Origin of the sequence: Sphingobacterium composti (assembly GCF_009829075.1) — a bacterium.
Classification (GTDB): Bacteria; Bacteroidota; Bacteroidia; order Sphingobacteriales; family Sphingobacteriaceae; genus Sphingobacterium; species Sphingobacterium composti.
In genome coordinates, this window is sequence record NZ_WUQZ01000001.1 from 1 (window position 1) to 16,003 (window position 16,003).

The window sequence follows — 16,003 nt, forward strand, 5'->3', positions numbered from 1 at the left end:
GACAGATTGACAGCTTGTGCCCATAGATTACCTTTGAAAGGAAAATCATTAAGAAAGAAAAAAAATAACTAAGTTTGAACTATAAATCCAGTGGCAATAAGTCCAAATTATTGGTTAAAAACTGGTGCACTTTACAGCGGAACAGCTGGTGTACTTTGTTCGGAATAATCACTTAAAAGACAAACTTTCCGCTAGGTTTGAAATTCAAGATCCTTTACATTTATACAAACCGGGACAGACAATTGTTACAGACAGCTTTTCGAGAAATGTAAATAGAAATAGGTTGGATTTTGCTCGTTACTTTGGACTATGGTTGACTTATAATATTTCTTCAGGCAAAAAAGATACTAGAAGGGAAAATATTGATGCCGGCGGTGATGAGGTGCGAGGTCGACTTTAATCTAACAGTGCAATAATGCTATTAGAATTATATTAATTTAGATATTTTAAAGTAGTAGAAAATATCTAAATTAACGTGAGTTCGGGATAAGAAAAAAGTGAAATTATATATTATTTTAACTAAAAAAGGATTGATTTTTGTATACAATTAGTTGATAATCAAATTATTACAAATATAAACCAAGCCTTATGTTAAGAGGTAAAGTTATAGAAATTTTCGTAAAAGTGGATGATTTTTGCATTGAAATCCAACCTATTCTTGAAGAAAAGCTTTTAGAAGACAGAAAAATCGGTAAACGCAATAGAAAAGCTAGTCTTTGTGAGAGTGAAATGATCAGCTTAATGGTCCTTTTTCATTCGTGTCAATTCAGCAATCTGAAGTCTTTTTATGTGCATTATGCATTGCCCCATCTCAAGGATCTTTTCCTTGGATTAACCTCTTATAATAGGTTTGTCGAGCTTCAACCAAGGTGTGCTCTGACCTTTATGCTTTTTGTAAAGATGTGCTGTCTAGGCAAGAGTGGGGGTATTAATTTTATTGACTCTACGCATATCAAGGTGTGCTACAACAGAAGGATACACCAAAATAAAGTTTTCAGAGATACTGCTGAACGGGGTTAGTGTTCCATAGGTTGGTTCTATGGTTTCAAACTACACCTAATCATCAATGATAAGGGAGAAATATTGTCTTTTTACCTTACTAAGGGCAATGTGGATGACAGAAATCTAAAACATATGATGAATATGACCAAGGATATTTTTGGTAAACTATATGGGGATAAGGGGTATATTTCAAAAGCAATGGCGGATATACTCTGGGGAAATGGAATACAGATGGTAACCAAACCTAGAAAAAATATGAAAGGAATGAACTTAAGTCAAACCGATAAAATAATGCTTCGAAAAAGAGCAATCATTGAATGTGTAAATGATGAACTAAAGAACATTTGCAAACTACAGCATACTAGACACAGGTCGGTAAACAACTTCTTGTTAAATATTTTAGGAGCTTTGGCAGCTTATGCTTTTTTTCCTAAAAAGCCTTCTTTAAACATTCAGTTTGAACAGCAACAAAATCAATTATTCCTTGCTGCTTAAACCGAACTCACGTTAAATTAATATAAGTAACAATTTGTAAAACTTCAAAGTAAGGTTTATTTGTTAAATCGCTACATTTGCTTCTTAACAAACTAAGCGGCACCCATGATATATTTTCACATTCCATTCTGCAAACAAGCTTGTCATTATTGTGATTTTCATTTTAGCACTTCGTTGAAATATAAGGAAGATATGCTAGCAGCTATGGAACAAGAAATTGTGAAGCGGGCACATTATTTAGAAGACAAGAAAGTACACAGTATATATTTTGGTGGTGGTACGCCGTCTATTTTAGAGGCTGAAGATATATTAAAACTCATTGGTACGGTAGAGAAGTACTTTGAAATCAGTTCGGATGCAGAGATTACGTTAGAAGCAAATCCTGATGACTTAACGGCTGACAAAGTAAAGGCTCTTCGACAAACGCCAATTAATCGCTTTTCTATTGGAATACAATCTTTTTATGAAGAAGATTTGCGTTGGATGAATCGTGCGCACAATGCGCAGGAAGCAGATTCTTCTATTAAGCGAGTGCAGGATGTAGGTTTTGAAAATATCACTTGTGATTTGATTTATGGTTATCCTTTGTTGACAGATGAAAAATGGAAATCTAATATGAAAAAGCTTATTGAAATGGATATTCCGCATATTTCGTCCTATTCCATGACTGTAGAGAATCGCACGGCTTTGGCACATTTTGTCAAAGAAGGCAAAACACCAGCGATGAGCGATGCCCAAAGTGCTGCACAAATGTTAATGCTGATTGATACATTGACCAATAATGGATTTGAGCATTATGAGATATCGAATTTTGCCAAAAATGGCATGTTTGCAAAGCATAATAAAAACTATTGGAGGGGAAAACATTATTTAGGAATTGGACCATCGGCTCATTCTTTTAATGGAAATAGTCGCTCTTGGAACGTAGCCAATAACGCCAAATATATCGCAGCTCTTTCGGATAAAACTTCGTTTCAAGAGATTGAAGAATTGACCAAGTATGACCAATTTAATGAGTATGTGATGACATCCATTCGCACGATGTGGGGTTTAAATTTGAAAAAAGTAGAACACGATTTTGGATACGACTTTAAGCAACATATTTTGAGAGAAAGTCAAGTATTTGTCGATAACGAAGAATTGGAAAACATCGATAACAACATTGTGCGTGCAACGAAAAAAGGAAAATTACTAGCCGATCGTATTGCTTCTGAGTTGTTTCTTGTCGAGTAATCTTAAATTAATTAACTCTTCGTGGACTTTCTGGTCGCATAGGCAAAGGTTTTGGATATTTTTCCATTATATCATTTAGTTTTAGAAAGGCGGGATGATCTGGACGCCATATATTTTCTAGTTCTACCAAACCTTTTCTGTAATCATATAGCTCATAGACTATATTTCCTTTTCCGTTCATAGGTGTCCAACGTACTAATCTATAATCTTTTGTTCGTATAGCTTCGCCGAGTCTGCCATCTCTTGGAAAGCAATGATATACATGATCTTTTGTAGATTTTATGTCGCCGTTAATAATATGTTTAATACTTTTACCATCCAAAGGTTGTTCAATTGGCGCGAGTGCAAGTCCGCAGAGGTCCACCAATGTCGGATAGATATCTACGGTTTCTACCAATGCCTTTGTTTTCCTGCCTTTTTTGAAATCAGGATGATAGAACACAAGTGGAATTCGGTTGGCGAGTTCATAGTTAACATGTTTAGTCCACATCCCCATTTCACCTAATAAATAGCCATGATCTCCCCATAGAACTACTATTGTATTTTTATCCAAACCTTCTTCCTTAAGTTTGTTAATTACTTTACCTATTTGTACATCCACATAGGACACACCTGCATAATATCCATGTCTGAGTTTATAAGTCAAAGAGTCAGGGAATGGATGTATCTGCTGGGCAAGTGGAATACCATTATATTGCGAGATTTCGCCATCACGTTTAGTGGCAAATTTAGGAGCGTTAAGCGGATCAGATTTTGATGTTTTATAATGAAATATCTTTTCATCATATAAATCCCAATACTTTTTAGGTACAGAAAATGGTAAATGCGGTCTAGCAAATCCTACTGCCATAAAAAATGGCTGGTCAGAAGATTTTAATTCTGCTAATCTAGCCATTGCCCGGTTTGCTACACGACCATCGGCATAAGCGTCATCAGCGACGTCGGGATTTTCCCAAGCAGCGCCTTTGGCTAATTTATTTGCTTCATCCCAAGATATATTCGAGAATAAAGCTTCTTCGCGCGTCATTTTTACTGATTTTTTAGCCACATATTCAATCACTTTGTCGTGATAATGTGGTATCGACCACGATTGTTCGTCGTTATAGGTATTGTGACCTACGTGAAATACCTTACCAATTGCTTCGGTGTGGTAACCAGAATTTTTGAAAAATTCGGGTAAGGTCGTAGCATTTGGATAGAAATCACGAAATGCTCTTCCGAAATCATATAGACCAGTAGAAGTAGATCGTGCACCTAGTAATAAATTGTATCGCGAGGCTACACATACAGCTTGGTTACTGTAGGCTCTTTCAAATACATGTGCCTGCTTAGCAAATTGATCTAAATGGGGTGTGATGGCTAATCTATCTCCAAATGCTCCAATTGAAGGGCGTAAATCATCCACTAGGATTAGTAAAACATTCATTTTATTTTTTTGTGAAAAAACAAAATTAGGTACTATAAAAAATACCGATAATATATAAAATCCTATAGAATTAAAAGTGCACTTATTTCTCATGAGTCCATTGGTTAGATACTCAAATATAAGCGTGAATATTAAAATTATTCAGACATTTTATATCAAACTTGAAGTAAATTTTATCATTTATGGAAGAATAGCTTTTATGCTTTTTTCATAGTTGAAGCTTTTACTGAAAATGTTTTGGTTATATGTATATCAAATCATATAATGATTTTCAGCAGTTAAAAAGATTAATTATAAAAGGTTTTGAGGAGAGAAAGGATCGAAACGCATACTTAGATTTAGGAGATAGTCAATTAATCCTAACTTTTGTTAAACAAGTTTTCGGGGGAACAACAGTAAAATTTACACATAGCTACATCAATAATCCGTATCTGCGTAAGGCATCAAAATATTTAAGTCGTAACGATATTGAGAAATTATTCATAATACCAGCGGATTAAATCTATGATATGAATCTTTTAATGAAGTTTAATACAATAACTTCTCGGTTTCCAAATATTTCATAATAATTTGTGTTGCTCCAGCGCGTTGATGTACATAATTCTTTGCTGACGTACTAGCATCTTGACGGAAATTTTCATCTTGCAAAGAATCGAAAATTTGATTGAGTTCACTATAATTTGAAATAGAGAATCCGGACATCAAGGTTACTAAATCAACGGCTTCTTGAAATTTTTCATATTTAGGACCAAAAATAACAGGTTTACCATAAGTTGCAGCTTCCAATGTATTGTGAATGCCTACCCCAAAACCTCCACCTATATATGTAATATCAGCATAATAGTATAACGAAGATAACATACCAATATTATCAATTACTAAAACTTGGCTATTACGAATTTGATTTTCTGTGTAGTTGCCGAATTTTGAAAATAAAAGTACATCACCGAATAATTTTACGATATCATCAATATGCGTTTTGTGAATTTCGTGTGGAGCTAGTATAAATTTCCATTGTGAATTGTCTTGTGAAAGTTGTTTCAAAAGTTCTTCGTCGGGTTTCCAGGTACTACCTGCGACCACGGTTTTATAATCGGAACAGAATTTTTCTACTTGAGGAATAGGCTTATGTTGTGTAGGTAGCTCTACCACGCGGTCAAATCGTGTGTCCCCCGCTAGTCCAGCTTTGGTGATGTTAATCCATTTTAACATATGCACGGAATCCATATTTTGTGCAAAGAAAAATGACACATTTTTTAAGATTGTGCGAAAAAATCCACCATAAGGTTTGAAAAAAATCTGATCCTCACGAAAAATTGCAGAAATCATCAATAAGCGAATATTTCGTTTTTTTAATTCTTTAAAATAATGATACCAATACTCGTATTTGGTGAATACCACGAATTTTGGTTGAATAATATCGATAAAAACCTTTGCATTTTTTGCAGTATCTTCTGGCAAGTAAAAAACATAGTCAGCGAGATCTGTGTTTTTTCGAATTTCAAATCCTGAAGGTGAAAAAAAAGTTAGTATTATTTTTTCATTAGGAAAACGTTTTTTTATCTGCTCCAAAACTGACCTTCCTTGTTCAAATTCACCAAGCGAAGCGAAATGAAACCAAATATGTTTTTGACCTTGTTCAACCGTTTGATTGATACGCTGTAAAATGTCTTTTCGACCATTTACCCAGAGTTTAGCTTTAGGGTGAAATGGGGATATAAGGCGTAGAACAACACCATATAGCCATATTCCAAGGTCATATAATAATCGCATATTGTTAAAATAATACTTATATTCGTCAAAGATAAAGATATTAAACCTTTTCTAATCGAAGATAAAGTGCAAAACATACTTTGCAAATATATAAGCAATATGGAAGAGGAAGATTGCGCACAAGCTCAACTTAAAAGCCTGGTTTTTTACAAATTTTTTCAATTTACATTCGACAAAAAGTCGCTACCTAGAATCCATAAAAATAATAATGGGAGAGGTGTTGGCTTGCGCTATTCAAACGTTTTATAAACAATCATATAATAAATAGATATATAAACATTATGAGTAAAATTTTAGTAACGGGGGGAACAGGATACATTGGTTCACATACTGTTGTTGAATTACACAATGCAGGTTATACACCTGTTATCATTGATAATCTATCTAATTCTAATATTGAAATATTAGATCAAATTGAAAAAATAATAGGTGTGAAGCCTGAATTTCATCAATTCGATCTGTGTGATGTTGCAGAAACGACAGCTTTTATAGCTGCTAATCCGGATATCACTGGAATTATACATTTTGCAGCTTCTAAAGCTGTGGGAGAGTCCGTGCAAGATCCTCTAAAATATTACCACAATAACTTCTTTTCTCTAATTAACTTATTGAATGGTTACCGTGAGAAACCTATTAATTTTGTTTTCTCATCTAGTTGCACGGTATATGGAGAGCCCGATGTATTGCCTGTGACGGAATCTGCACCCGTGAAAAAATCGACTTCCCCATATGGAAATACAAAACAAATAGCAGAAGAAATATTAGAAGAATCGGCAAAAGCTTATGACAATTATAATATCATCGCTTTACGCTATTTCAATCCGGTAGGAGCACATGAGACAGCTCTGATTGGTGAATTGCCAAATGGTGTTCCGCAAAATTTGTTACCTTTCATTACCCAAACGGCAATTGGCAAACGGGAGAAAGTAACTGTTTTTGGTAATGACTATGATACACCAGATGGTTCTTGTATCCGTGATTATATTCATGTGGTAGATTTGGCAAAAGCACACGTAGCCGCTATCAAATTATTAGAAAAAGGTAATCCTAACGGAAAATACGATGTTTTCAATATCGGAACAGGAAATGGCTACTCAGTTATCGAAGCAATAAAAGCTTTTGAGAAGGCTTCTGGTAAACCCTTAAATTATGAATTTGGACCTCGTCGTGAAGGGGATGTTATCCAAGTATGGGGTGATGTGACTAAATCTACGAAAGAATTGGGTTGGAAAGCTGAATTAGGTATCGATGAAATGATGTCATCAGCTTGGGCTTGGGAACAATATTTACATAATAATCCTTTGGGTTAAATAATGTACTTAGATGATAAAGAAATAGCCTCGACAATTTGTCAAGGCTATTTAATTTTTTATGCATCTTGTACTTCCTCTTTGTTTTTAGGAGGGAAATTTTTGTGTTTTCTTTTTGAGATTTTCTCAATATTGACAGGTTGAGGAACTTTAACATAATATCCTGTGCCATCATATTGACGTTTATCAGGGAGAGATTGACATTCCGTCGAGCAACAGCCCTCTAATTCCCAACCACACTCATCACATTGTGTGAAATGCTCATTACATTTTGCATTGGCACAGTTGATCATTTTATTTGTGGTTTTACCACAATTTCGACAAGTCGAAATGATGGTTGGATTTACGGAGTTAACAGGAACAGTTACACGATTGTCAAACACGTAGCAATCACCTTCAAAGTCTTTACCACCAGCTTCTTTGCCATATTTGATGATGCCACCGTGTAATTGATATACCTCTTCAAAACCTTCTTTTAGTAATAGGGCAGAAGCTTTCTCGCATTTGATACCACCCGTACAATACGTAAGAATTTTTTTGCCTTTTAGATGTTCTAATTCTTTTACTTTCTCTGGGAATTCGCGGAAGTTTTCGATGTCTAATGTTACTGCGTTTTTAAAACGACCTACAGAATGCTCATAATTCGAACGCACATCCAAAATCACCACATCTTCCTGGTCTTTCATTTCCATGAAATCTTTCGGCTCAAGGTGTTTTCCTGTTTGTTTTGTAGGGTCAATTACTTTTGGATCACGCAAGCCTGAGTGAACAATCTCTTCTTTGTATCGGCAGTGCATTTTGATGAAAGAAGGCTCTTCTACATCATCGATTTTGAATTCCGTATGATTGAATCTTCCGTCAGCATAAACGGCATCCATATAAGCTTTACAAGCTTCAGGAGTACCTGAAACGGTGCCGTTAAGACCTTCATCAGCAACGATGATTCGACCTACAAGCCCAAGAGATTTACAAAATTCTAAATGATCTGCAGCAAACTGTTCTGCATTTTCGATAGGGCTGTAACAATAGTACAGCAGTGTTTGATATTGTGCCATATATTCATTGATACCGCTGCAAACGGCGTTTAATGTTAGTAATTATTTCGATGCAAAGATAGGAAAAAGAAAAATACTAAAAATGAGTGTTATTACTTTTTAATGAGTGGCGTGAGCAGATACTCCAAACCATTCAATTTGATCTCGTACAAAGTTGCCAATTGTGTGCCTAATTTTCCTGGCGGAAAACCCTTTTTGTGAAACCAAACCAAGTAAGGTTCGGGTAATCGACAAAGCAACCAGCCTTGGTATTTGCCAAATGGCATCTTGGTATTAGCCAATTCGACTAATATTTCAGGATTAAAGAAATCGTTACTCTCTTGTTTTGCCATTCGTAATTCTGTACTTAATAAGTCTCAATGCAATGATGCCGTGATTGATCCAGTTTTGAAAAGTGCCGTAATGTTTTTTGAAAATTGCATATCGCTCTTTCAAACTTTGTTTATGTCGCTTTTGAGACATGCCTCCGACTAAATAACGAGCAACATAGCAATTTACATTCTGGGTTGATTTTGCTTTTTTCGCTGCGCGAATTACCCAATCTACATCAGCACTTAGTTTATATTGCAAATCATAGGGCTGCGCGATTTCACGTTTTACATAAATAGCTTGATGACAAACATTCATCCCGTATTGGAAAGATTTCCAATCAAAATGTACAGGTGCTTTATGTCTACGTTCTCCAATGACATTACGTTTCTCATCTACTAACTTCGTTTCACCGTAAATGATGTCAGCATTGTTTCCTTTCTCAACAATAATTTGAATGGTATTATTGTCAAAAAGTTCGTCTCCCGAATTCAAGAATAACACATAGTCTCCAGTAGCTTTGGCTAATCCTTTGTTCATCGCATCGTATATTCCGCTATCTTTTTCCGAAACGAGTACATCAATGCTACCACGATATTGTTGGATGATATCCAAGGTGCCATCTGTTGATGCGCCATCTATTACGATATACTCGATGTTGCTATATGTTTGGTTGATGACCGAAAGAATAGTATGTTCGATATCACGTACATTGTTGTACACAATAGTAATAATAGATATTGTTGGAGATGTCACCTTTGTTATTTTAAATTCAATTTCTTTTTTGCAAATCTAATAGCTCTAGAGAGCAAAGAGCCCTTACGATGTTTGTAAAAATACTTAATTGCATCATAAGCTTCTTTATTTTCCATGATTTCCTTTGGAAATTTAGATATATTTTGTGTCGCAAGTTCCACGTGGTAAACTGTGTCCGAATCTGAATGTGTTCCTGAGCCATCCGTTCCCACATTCTGAATCATAGATTGTCTAGGATATAAAGCCAATCCATCATTATTGAATAGCGTTAAATACCAACGAATAGCCCAGGAGTTAATCTTTCCAGCTTTCAGTTCTTTGACTTGTTTCCAAAAGTTTTCGCTGTGGTCGATACTAAATCTTTTGATTTTGTCTTTGTCAAAATCTGCGATTAGTTCATCAATGTTCGGATTGTACAATTTCCAAGCTCGTTGCCAGGTCGCCCATCCCCAACTATTCGCTACACGAAAGAAAAAGGTCTCAGGTAATTTATCTGCATCTTTTACAGGATACATGTAGCCACTTATTTCCATCACCTTATCTTCGTCTTGGTACACATCGAGTGCATCATTAAAATATTTTAACCCTACTTTAGAGATTTCTAAGTCATCTTCCAAGACAATAATTTTTCCATATCTATTCACGATATCCGTAACCCCAGCAATGATATTCTGCGCTAAACCTATATTTCGCTCTCTTTCGATAATAGTGATTTTTTTGAAATTCCACGGCTCCGCTATGATTGCACGCACTTTATTTACTAACTCTACCGCTTGCGCATTTTTAGCCCCATCCGAAAATATAAATAGTTCGGATTCTTGTGCCAAATCAGCTTGCTCTAAAGCTTGGAGAGTCTTACGCGTGTGCTGTGGTCGGTTATACGTAAAAAGTGCTATGGGAGAAATATTTCTCATAAGTTACGTGTTGAAATAGGAGCCAATTATTTTGTTTTTTTTTCTAGTTTCCTTTACCTCGCTAATTCTATTCCAAAGTTTATTAGATATGTCTATATATCTTATAGCATTTCCAATATTTCCCTTTAGCAACTGTTTTCCTGATTTTTTATAACAGGCTAAAATTGATTTTGAAAATGACTCAAATGTACTATAATTGATATTGCAAAATTCTGTGAGGTGATAAACATACTCACTTTTATAGTTGATTCCATTAGCTTCTTTTCTGTCTTGCCTATCATGATAAGCCTTGGCATTATCTATTATATATATCGGGATTTGATGAAACTCAAGACGATTTGCATAGTCTTTATCCTCGCCATAATGGTAAAAAATAGGAGAAAACAACCCAACTTTCTTAATAGTTCTAATTGGCAAAAGCCAAAAAGCCGCATTTACGAATTTTACTTTTGGATATTCCTTGTTATGTTTTTCAGAAGAGCAATATTGTGCAAATCCTTTATCTAACTTTTGCTCTGTACCATCATAATGTATAGGTGATAATAATGCATCTTTAGGTGCATTGGACATTAACAGTTTTTGAATACAATTTTTATCTACCCATGCATCCTGATTAACCAAGTAGACATATTCATAATGATTTGCAATAGCGTATTCTAATCCTATATTATTGGCTTTTCCAAATCCCAAATTTTCATGGGATTCTATAACAATTACTGTTGGATAGGAGTTTTTTAAAATTTTTACGGTAGAATCTTGCGATCCATTATCAATAACAATAATGTCAGTAGGATATGTCGATTGCATCAAACTCGGGATACATTTATGTATCCATGGTTCAAAATTATAAGAAACTATAATTGTTAAGACTTTTTTCATTATGCTTTCTTTCCTACCGAACTTTTTGCAAAATTGATGATTTCTGTTAAGATTTCGGGTTTGAAAATACGATTTAGTATCAAATAAATAGATCCAGATAATGTTAAACACGTAATAAAACGTATATAGATGTTTTCAAAACTACCTGAAATATAGTATGCTGAATAGCAGGCTAAAGCTGCGAATAGCATATAAGTAAATACATCGCTAAATAAATTGGCTATGCTAAAAGTGATGTGTTTTTGGATTATTAATGTCCAAATGAATACCCAAATCAGATTTAATGAAGTAATGATCATCATTGCAGGTTGAATGCCCCAATCTTTGCAAAGCACTAATATCAAAAACTGAAGTATACCAAAGCTGACAACATTGTACATGTATGTAGAAGATTTGCCCTTGGTAAGAATCAGATTTGAAAATACATTGTTTATGGCAGCAAAAGCTCCTCCTATACATAGAATCCGTAAATATGGTGCCGTATCAATCCACTTATCTGTCAGTGTGATTCGAATAAAATCTTCAGCAACTGTCGCAAGCCCAAATAATAAGATAAAAGCAACGAAAGCAGTGAAGTTTAGGATTTTTCGAAATACTCTAATTTGTCTTTCGCCATCATCTTGAATTTGGTTAAGCACCGGTTGTATCACATTATTTATCATATTGGTGATAACAGATTGCCCCATATTATTCCATCTGGAAGCTTGATTGACATTTCCTATCAATTTCTCAGGAAAGAATCTTCCTAAAACTGTAGCGTAGATATTATTATTAATATGAATGAAAATATTTGTGACTAAGATTTTGCTACTAAATTTATAGAGTTCTTTTAAAGGAGCAAAATCAATCTTTAATGTAGGTCTAAAATTTGAATAATAAAAAAACAAAGAGCTTGAAAGTATGGTGTATACAACCGTTTGTATAGCTAAACTCCAGTACGCAAATCCTTGCGATGCAAATAGTAGCCCCACTATATTCGATAATAAAAGCGCTAAAAGCATAATTTTACTGCGCTCGACCACCATCAAATTTTTGTATAGATAAGCATTATGTGATACACTAAGTGAACCAAACCATATGCTCAAAAACTGAAAACGATAGAGGGAGACAAGTTCAGGATTGTTGTAAAAATTAGCAATATATGGTGCAGCAAGAAATAATAAAAAATACAAAAAGGTACTTATCATTAGACTACACCAAAAAACAGCATTGTAATCTTTGTGCTGAATATTTTTTTTATTGATGAGGCCGACAACAAACCCACTTTCTTGGAAAGCAGTCGCTATCAACGGAAAAATCATGATAACTGCTATTTTCCCTAGATCTTCCTCTGAAATAAAATATCTATTGAGGATGATACCGAAAAAGAATCCAATAATCTGTTGTAATACATTAGAGAAGCCGCCAAAAAATAGTCCCTTGGCAGTTTTCTTTTTTAACGAATTGTCGACCTCTTCGGCTTTTTCTTCCATTTAGATTTTTAAATGACTTTTATGCTTTTTGAAAATTCTTTAAGACGATTATCAGAAATATCCAAGTCTGTGACTAAATACGTAACCTCTTTCAAAGGAGCTACACGCATTTTTTGATTTGAATTTAGTTTTTCTGCAATACTTAAGATGGCTAATGATTTAGAACACTTAATCATTGCACGCTTAATTTGTACAACTTCCCAGTCCGAATCCGTAATACCTTCTTCGATGGAAAGACTGTTTGTGCCTAATAAACATAAATCCACGCGTAAGTCAGATAACTCATTTATCACTTGAGACCCTGTGACAATATTTGTGTTTCTTGATAATTTCCCGCCAAGCAAAAACACATCTATATTATCCTTTTCGGCCAATTCCAAAGCAACTAATGGGCTGATGGTAAAGAAAGTACATTGCAAATCGTTTGGAATAAGACGTGCCAGTTCAATCATGGTAGTACCACCGCCAATAAGAATTGTCATTCCTGATGTAATCAGTGATAGTGCTTTTAAGGCAATTTCTTTTTTACCTTCTTTTGCATATACATTGCCTTCTTGAAATGGAAATTGGAATGATTTTGATAAGGCTCCGCCATATACTTTGATCACTTGTCCATTCTCTGCCAATTCATTCAAGTCCCGTCGGATAGTGTCTTCGGAGACATTCAGTTGAATACTCAGATCCGATGATAATACTTTGTTGTGTAAGTTAATCTGATGAATAATATACGCTTGTCTTTCTTCTTTAAGCATGATTAGAATTTTATATATAATTGGTTATGAGTCTAGGAATTATCTTCACTAGCAGGTTTTGTTTTAGTAACTCCTGCTTTGAAACGCGGTTTGAATCCAGTAGGTTTATTGGCTGGTTCTGAAGTGTTTTCTTCTTTATTTTCTACAGGAGGAACATCTTTTGTCGTTTCTTCCGTTGGAGTGGATTTAGTAACTCCAGCTTTAAATCGTGGCTTAAATCCTGCAGGTTTATTCGCTGGTTCCGAAGTAATTTCTTCTTTATTTTCTACAGGAGGAACGTCTTTTATTGTTTCTTCCGTTGGAGTGGATTTAGTAACTCCAGCTTTAAATCGTGGCTTGAATCCAGCAGGTTTACTCGCTGGTTCCGAAGTAATTTCTTCTTTATTTTCTACAGGAGTAACACCTTTTATTGATTCTTCCGTTGAAGGAGTTTTAGTGACTCCAGCTTTAAAGCGAGGTTTGAATCCTGCAGGTTTAGCTGAGACCGCCACTTCTGTAGCATCTATATTAGGTTGTTCAGATATAACTTCTTCTACGTTTGTTTTTATAGGAGCTTTGAAACGCGGCTTAAATCCTGCTGGTTTAGCCGTTGGTGCTGCTGTGGTTATTTGATGCTTAGAAGGAATTTTTGTGTCCGCTGGCAAAACAACGTTTGTTTCTTTTTTAACAACTTCAGCTTCTTCCGCCAAAGGATGTACTTTTCTTAACCGATTGAACCAAAATTTTTTGCTGTGATCGAAACTTTTTTCACCCATTTGTGCATAATGGTCTTTAAATTCAAAGAATAATGATTCGTCCGCTTTTCTTAAAGCAGATAAATCAATTTTTTTCTTAATAAAAAATTCTTCGAATGTGAGCATTCCCAAAGTTAACGATTTGAACAGATAATAAAAAAGAGGGAAGCTCCCTCTTTTTTATATTTTAACATTTTAGCAGTCTATTATTCCATGTTATGGTATACTGCTTGCACGTCATCATCTTCCTCGATCTTATCGATCAATTTTAATACATCCGCAGCTTGATCTTCGCTTAGTGAGGTGTGCGATAATGCAATGCGTTCTAATTTTGCAGATTTCAATTCAATCCCTTTCTCTTCCAATAGACGTTGCATATTTCCGAAGTCCTCAAAAGAAGTTTGTACTACAACAATATCATTTCCTTCTTCATCAGCTTCCACATATAATTCTTCTAAACCACCATCTATTAGTTCTAATTCTAATTCCTCGACGTCTAAATCTTCTGTTGCTGCAAAACGGAAAATTGATTTACGGTTGAATATAAAATCCAAAGAACCAGTTTTTCCTAATGAACCACCTGATTTTGTAAAATAAGATCGAATATTTGCTACTGTACGATTCGTGTTGTCTGTAGCAGTTTCGATCAATACAGGCACGCCATGAGGGCCATAACCTTCGTATACAAACTCTTCGTAGCCTTTTGAATCTTTTTCTGAAGCTCTTTTGATAGCAGCTTCCACACGGTCTTTAGGCATATTTACTGCCTTTGCATTTTGAATTGCTGTGCGAAGACGTGAGTTATTTTCTGCGTGAGGTCCACCTTCTTTTACCGCGATAGCAATCTCCTTGCCTAATCGTGTAAATTGAACCGCCATTTTAGCCCAGCGCTTAAATTTTCTTTCCTTTCTAAATTCAAAAGCTCTACCCATTGTGTTTATTTGTTTTTAAGATTTTCGATCATTACTCGTGTCAAATCTTCTAGGTTGTATTCAAGCTTCCAATTCCAGTCTTTTTGAGCGTATTCGTCGTCGATACTCTTAGGCCAAGAATCGGCAATTGCTTGACGTGGATCACCTTCCGCATAAGACATCTCAAAATTAGGAAGAATTTTTTTAATTTCTTGAGCAATCTCTTCTGGTGTAAATGAAATACCAGCTAAATTATAGCTCGAACGTATCGTTAGATTTTCACTTGGTGCATCCATGAGTTGAATGGTAGCACGTACAGCGTCATCCATATACATCATTGGTAAGGCTGTATTTGCAGACAAGAAGCTTTCATAGCGTCCTTTTGCTAAAGCTTCAAAGAAAATATGTACTGCATAATCTGTTGTTCCTCCTCCAGGCGCTGTCTTCCAAGAAATTATTCCTGGATAACGGATGCTGCGAATATCCAAGCCATATTTAGCATGATAATATTCAACTAGTCTTTCACCAGCCAATTTACTGATACCATAGATACTGTTCGGATCCATTACACAGTATTGGAGGGTGTTTACTTTAGGTGAATGAGGTCCAAATACTGCTATAGAACTAGGCCAAAATATTTTCTTAATGCCTAACTCAACTGCTAAATCCAATACATTCAATAGCCCGTTCATATTTAGATCCCAAGCTTTCATTGGATATTGCTCTCCTGTAGCAGACAGCATTGCCGCTAAAAGATAAATCTGTGTTGGTTTGTATTTAATAAACAATTCTTTTAATAATTCTTTATCTAATACGTTTGCTGTTTCAAATATAGCGTCCTCAGCAACTTCATGTGGAGGTCTGATGTCTGTTGTAATGACGTTTTGATTGCCAAATTTGTGGCGAAGTGCTAATGCTAGTTCAGATCCGATCTGACCATTCGCCCCAAGGATAATTATAGTTTCTTTCATATGATGCAGCA

At 35.1% G+C, this 16,003-nt stretch carries 16 protein-coding genes and 1 pseudogene; 5 read left to right on the top strand and 12 right to left on the bottom strand.

The window, feature by feature from the left end:
- The first annotated feature begins 124 nt into the window (after positions 1 to 124).
- From GOQ17_RS00005 to hemW, 3 genes and pseudogenes are all read left to right on the top strand, one after another.
- The gene (locus GOQ17_RS00005) at positions 125 to 400 is read left to right on the top strand and encodes a hypothetical protein (RefSeq protein WP_159632954.1); all 276 of its coding nucleotides are present in this window, start codon (positions 125 to 127) and stop codon (positions 398 to 400) included.
- Between the two features lie 188 nt (positions 401 to 588).
- Positions 589 to 1,497, top strand: a pseudogene (locus tag GOQ17_RS00010) (IS982 family transposase).
- Between the two features lie 105 nt (positions 1,498 to 1,602).
- Positions 1,603 to 2,730 carry a radical SAM family heme chaperone HemW gene (gene hemW / locus GOQ17_RS00015; protein ID WP_159632956.1) on the top strand — a complete coding sequence of 376 codons (1,128 nt, stop codon included), beginning with the start codon at positions 1,603 to 1,605 and terminating at the stop codon, positions 2,728 to 2,730.
- A 7-nt stretch (positions 2,731 to 2,737) separates the two neighbouring features.
- Here the strand turns inward: hemW and GOQ17_RS00020 are convergent, their stop codons facing one another.
- On the bottom strand, positions 2,738 to 4,156 hold the full coding sequence (locus GOQ17_RS00020; RefSeq protein WP_201288473.1) for a sulfatase: 1,419 nt from the start codon (positions 4,154 to 4,156) through the stop codon (positions 2,738 to 2,740).
- A gap of 245 nt (positions 4,157 to 4,401) precedes the next feature.
- Between GOQ17_RS00020 and GOQ17_RS00025 the strand changes: the two genes are divergently transcribed.
- Positions 4,402 to 4,656, top strand: coding sequence for a hypothetical protein (locus GOQ17_RS00025; RefSeq protein ID WP_159632960.1), 255 nt, complete (start codon positions 4,402 to 4,404; stop codon positions 4,654 to 4,656).
- A 28-nt stretch (positions 4,657 to 4,684) separates the two neighbouring features.
- On the opposite strand, the gene GOQ17_RS00030 is transcribed toward GOQ17_RS00025, so the two are convergent.
- A complete protein-coding gene (locus GOQ17_RS00030; protein WP_159632962.1) occupies positions 4,685 to 5,929 on the bottom strand; it encodes a 3-deoxy-D-manno-octulosonic acid transferase in 1,245 nt (414 codons plus the stop codon).
- Between the two features lie 281 nt (positions 5,930 to 6,210).
- Between GOQ17_RS00030 and galE the strand changes: the two genes are divergently transcribed.
- Positions 6,211 to 7,239, top strand: a complete 1,029-nt coding sequence (galE, locus tag GOQ17_RS00035; protein WP_159632964.1) for a UDP-glucose 4-epimerase GalE — start codon at positions 6,211 to 6,213, stop codon at positions 7,237 to 7,239.
- Between the two features lie 59 nt (positions 7,240 to 7,298).
- Here galE and trhO read toward each other — a convergent pair whose 3' ends face one another.
- From trhO to GOQ17_RS00085, 10 genes are all read right to left on the bottom strand, one after another.
- Positions 7,299 to 8,294: an oxygen-dependent tRNA uridine(34) hydroxylase TrhO gene (gene trhO, locus GOQ17_RS00040; protein WP_159632966.1), complete on the bottom strand. Its 996-nt coding sequence runs from the start codon at positions 8,292 to 8,294 to the stop codon at positions 7,299 to 7,301.
- A 92-nt stretch (positions 8,295 to 8,386) separates the two neighbouring features.
- Positions 8,387 to 8,626 carry a DUF3820 family protein gene (locus GOQ17_RS00045; protein ID WP_159632968.1) on the bottom strand — a complete coding sequence of 80 codons (240 nt, stop codon included), beginning with the start codon at positions 8,624 to 8,626 and terminating at the stop codon, positions 8,387 to 8,389.
- Positions 8,607 to 9,359: a glycosyltransferase family 2 protein gene (locus GOQ17_RS00050; protein WP_159632970.1), complete on the bottom strand. Its 753-nt coding sequence runs from the start codon at positions 9,357 to 9,359 to the stop codon at positions 8,607 to 8,609. Before GOQ17_RS00050 ends, GOQ17_RS00045 begins: the two co-directional genes overlap by 20 nt.
- A gap of 5 nt (positions 9,360 to 9,364) precedes the next feature.
- Positions 9,365 to 10,273 (bottom strand): glycosyltransferase family protein, encoded by a 909-nt coding sequence (locus GOQ17_RS00055; protein ID WP_159632972.1) that lies wholly within the window; start codon positions 10,271 to 10,273, stop codon positions 9,365 to 9,367.
- 3 nt (positions 10,274 to 10,276) lie between these two features.
- Positions 10,277 to 11,152, bottom strand: coding sequence for a glycosyltransferase family 2 protein (locus tag GOQ17_RS00060; protein WP_159632974.1), 876 nt, complete (start codon positions 11,150 to 11,152; stop codon positions 10,277 to 10,279).
- Positions 11,152 to 12,624, bottom strand: coding sequence for a lipopolysaccharide biosynthesis protein (locus GOQ17_RS00065; protein WP_159632977.1), 1,473 nt, complete (start codon positions 12,622 to 12,624; stop codon positions 11,152 to 11,154). The genes GOQ17_RS00060 and GOQ17_RS00065 overlap by 1 nt, the downstream gene beginning before the upstream one ends.
- A gap of 8 nt (positions 12,625 to 12,632) precedes the next feature.
- On the bottom strand, positions 12,633 to 13,376 hold the full coding sequence (locus GOQ17_RS00070; protein ID WP_159632980.1) for a DeoR/GlpR family DNA-binding transcription regulator: 744 nt from the start codon (positions 13,374 to 13,376) through the stop codon (positions 12,633 to 12,635).
- A gap of 32 nt (positions 13,377 to 13,408) precedes the next feature.
- Positions 13,409 to 14,236 (bottom strand): hypothetical protein, encoded by an 828-nt coding sequence (locus GOQ17_RS00075; RefSeq protein ID WP_159632983.1) that lies wholly within the window; start codon positions 14,234 to 14,236, stop codon positions 13,409 to 13,411.
- An 80-nt stretch (positions 14,237 to 14,316) separates the two neighbouring features.
- On the bottom strand, positions 14,317 to 15,042 hold the full coding sequence (locus GOQ17_RS00080; RefSeq protein WP_159632986.1) for a YebC/PmpR family DNA-binding transcriptional regulator: 726 nt from the start codon (positions 15,040 to 15,042) through the stop codon (positions 14,317 to 14,319).
- A gap of 5 nt (positions 15,043 to 15,047) precedes the next feature.
- Positions 15,048 to 15,992 carry an NAD-dependent epimerase/dehydratase family protein gene (locus tag GOQ17_RS00085; RefSeq protein ID WP_201288474.1) on the bottom strand — a complete coding sequence of 315 codons (945 nt, stop codon included), beginning with the start codon at positions 15,990 to 15,992 and terminating at the stop codon, positions 15,048 to 15,050.
- Between the last annotated feature and the right edge of the window lie 11 nt (positions 15,993 to 16,003).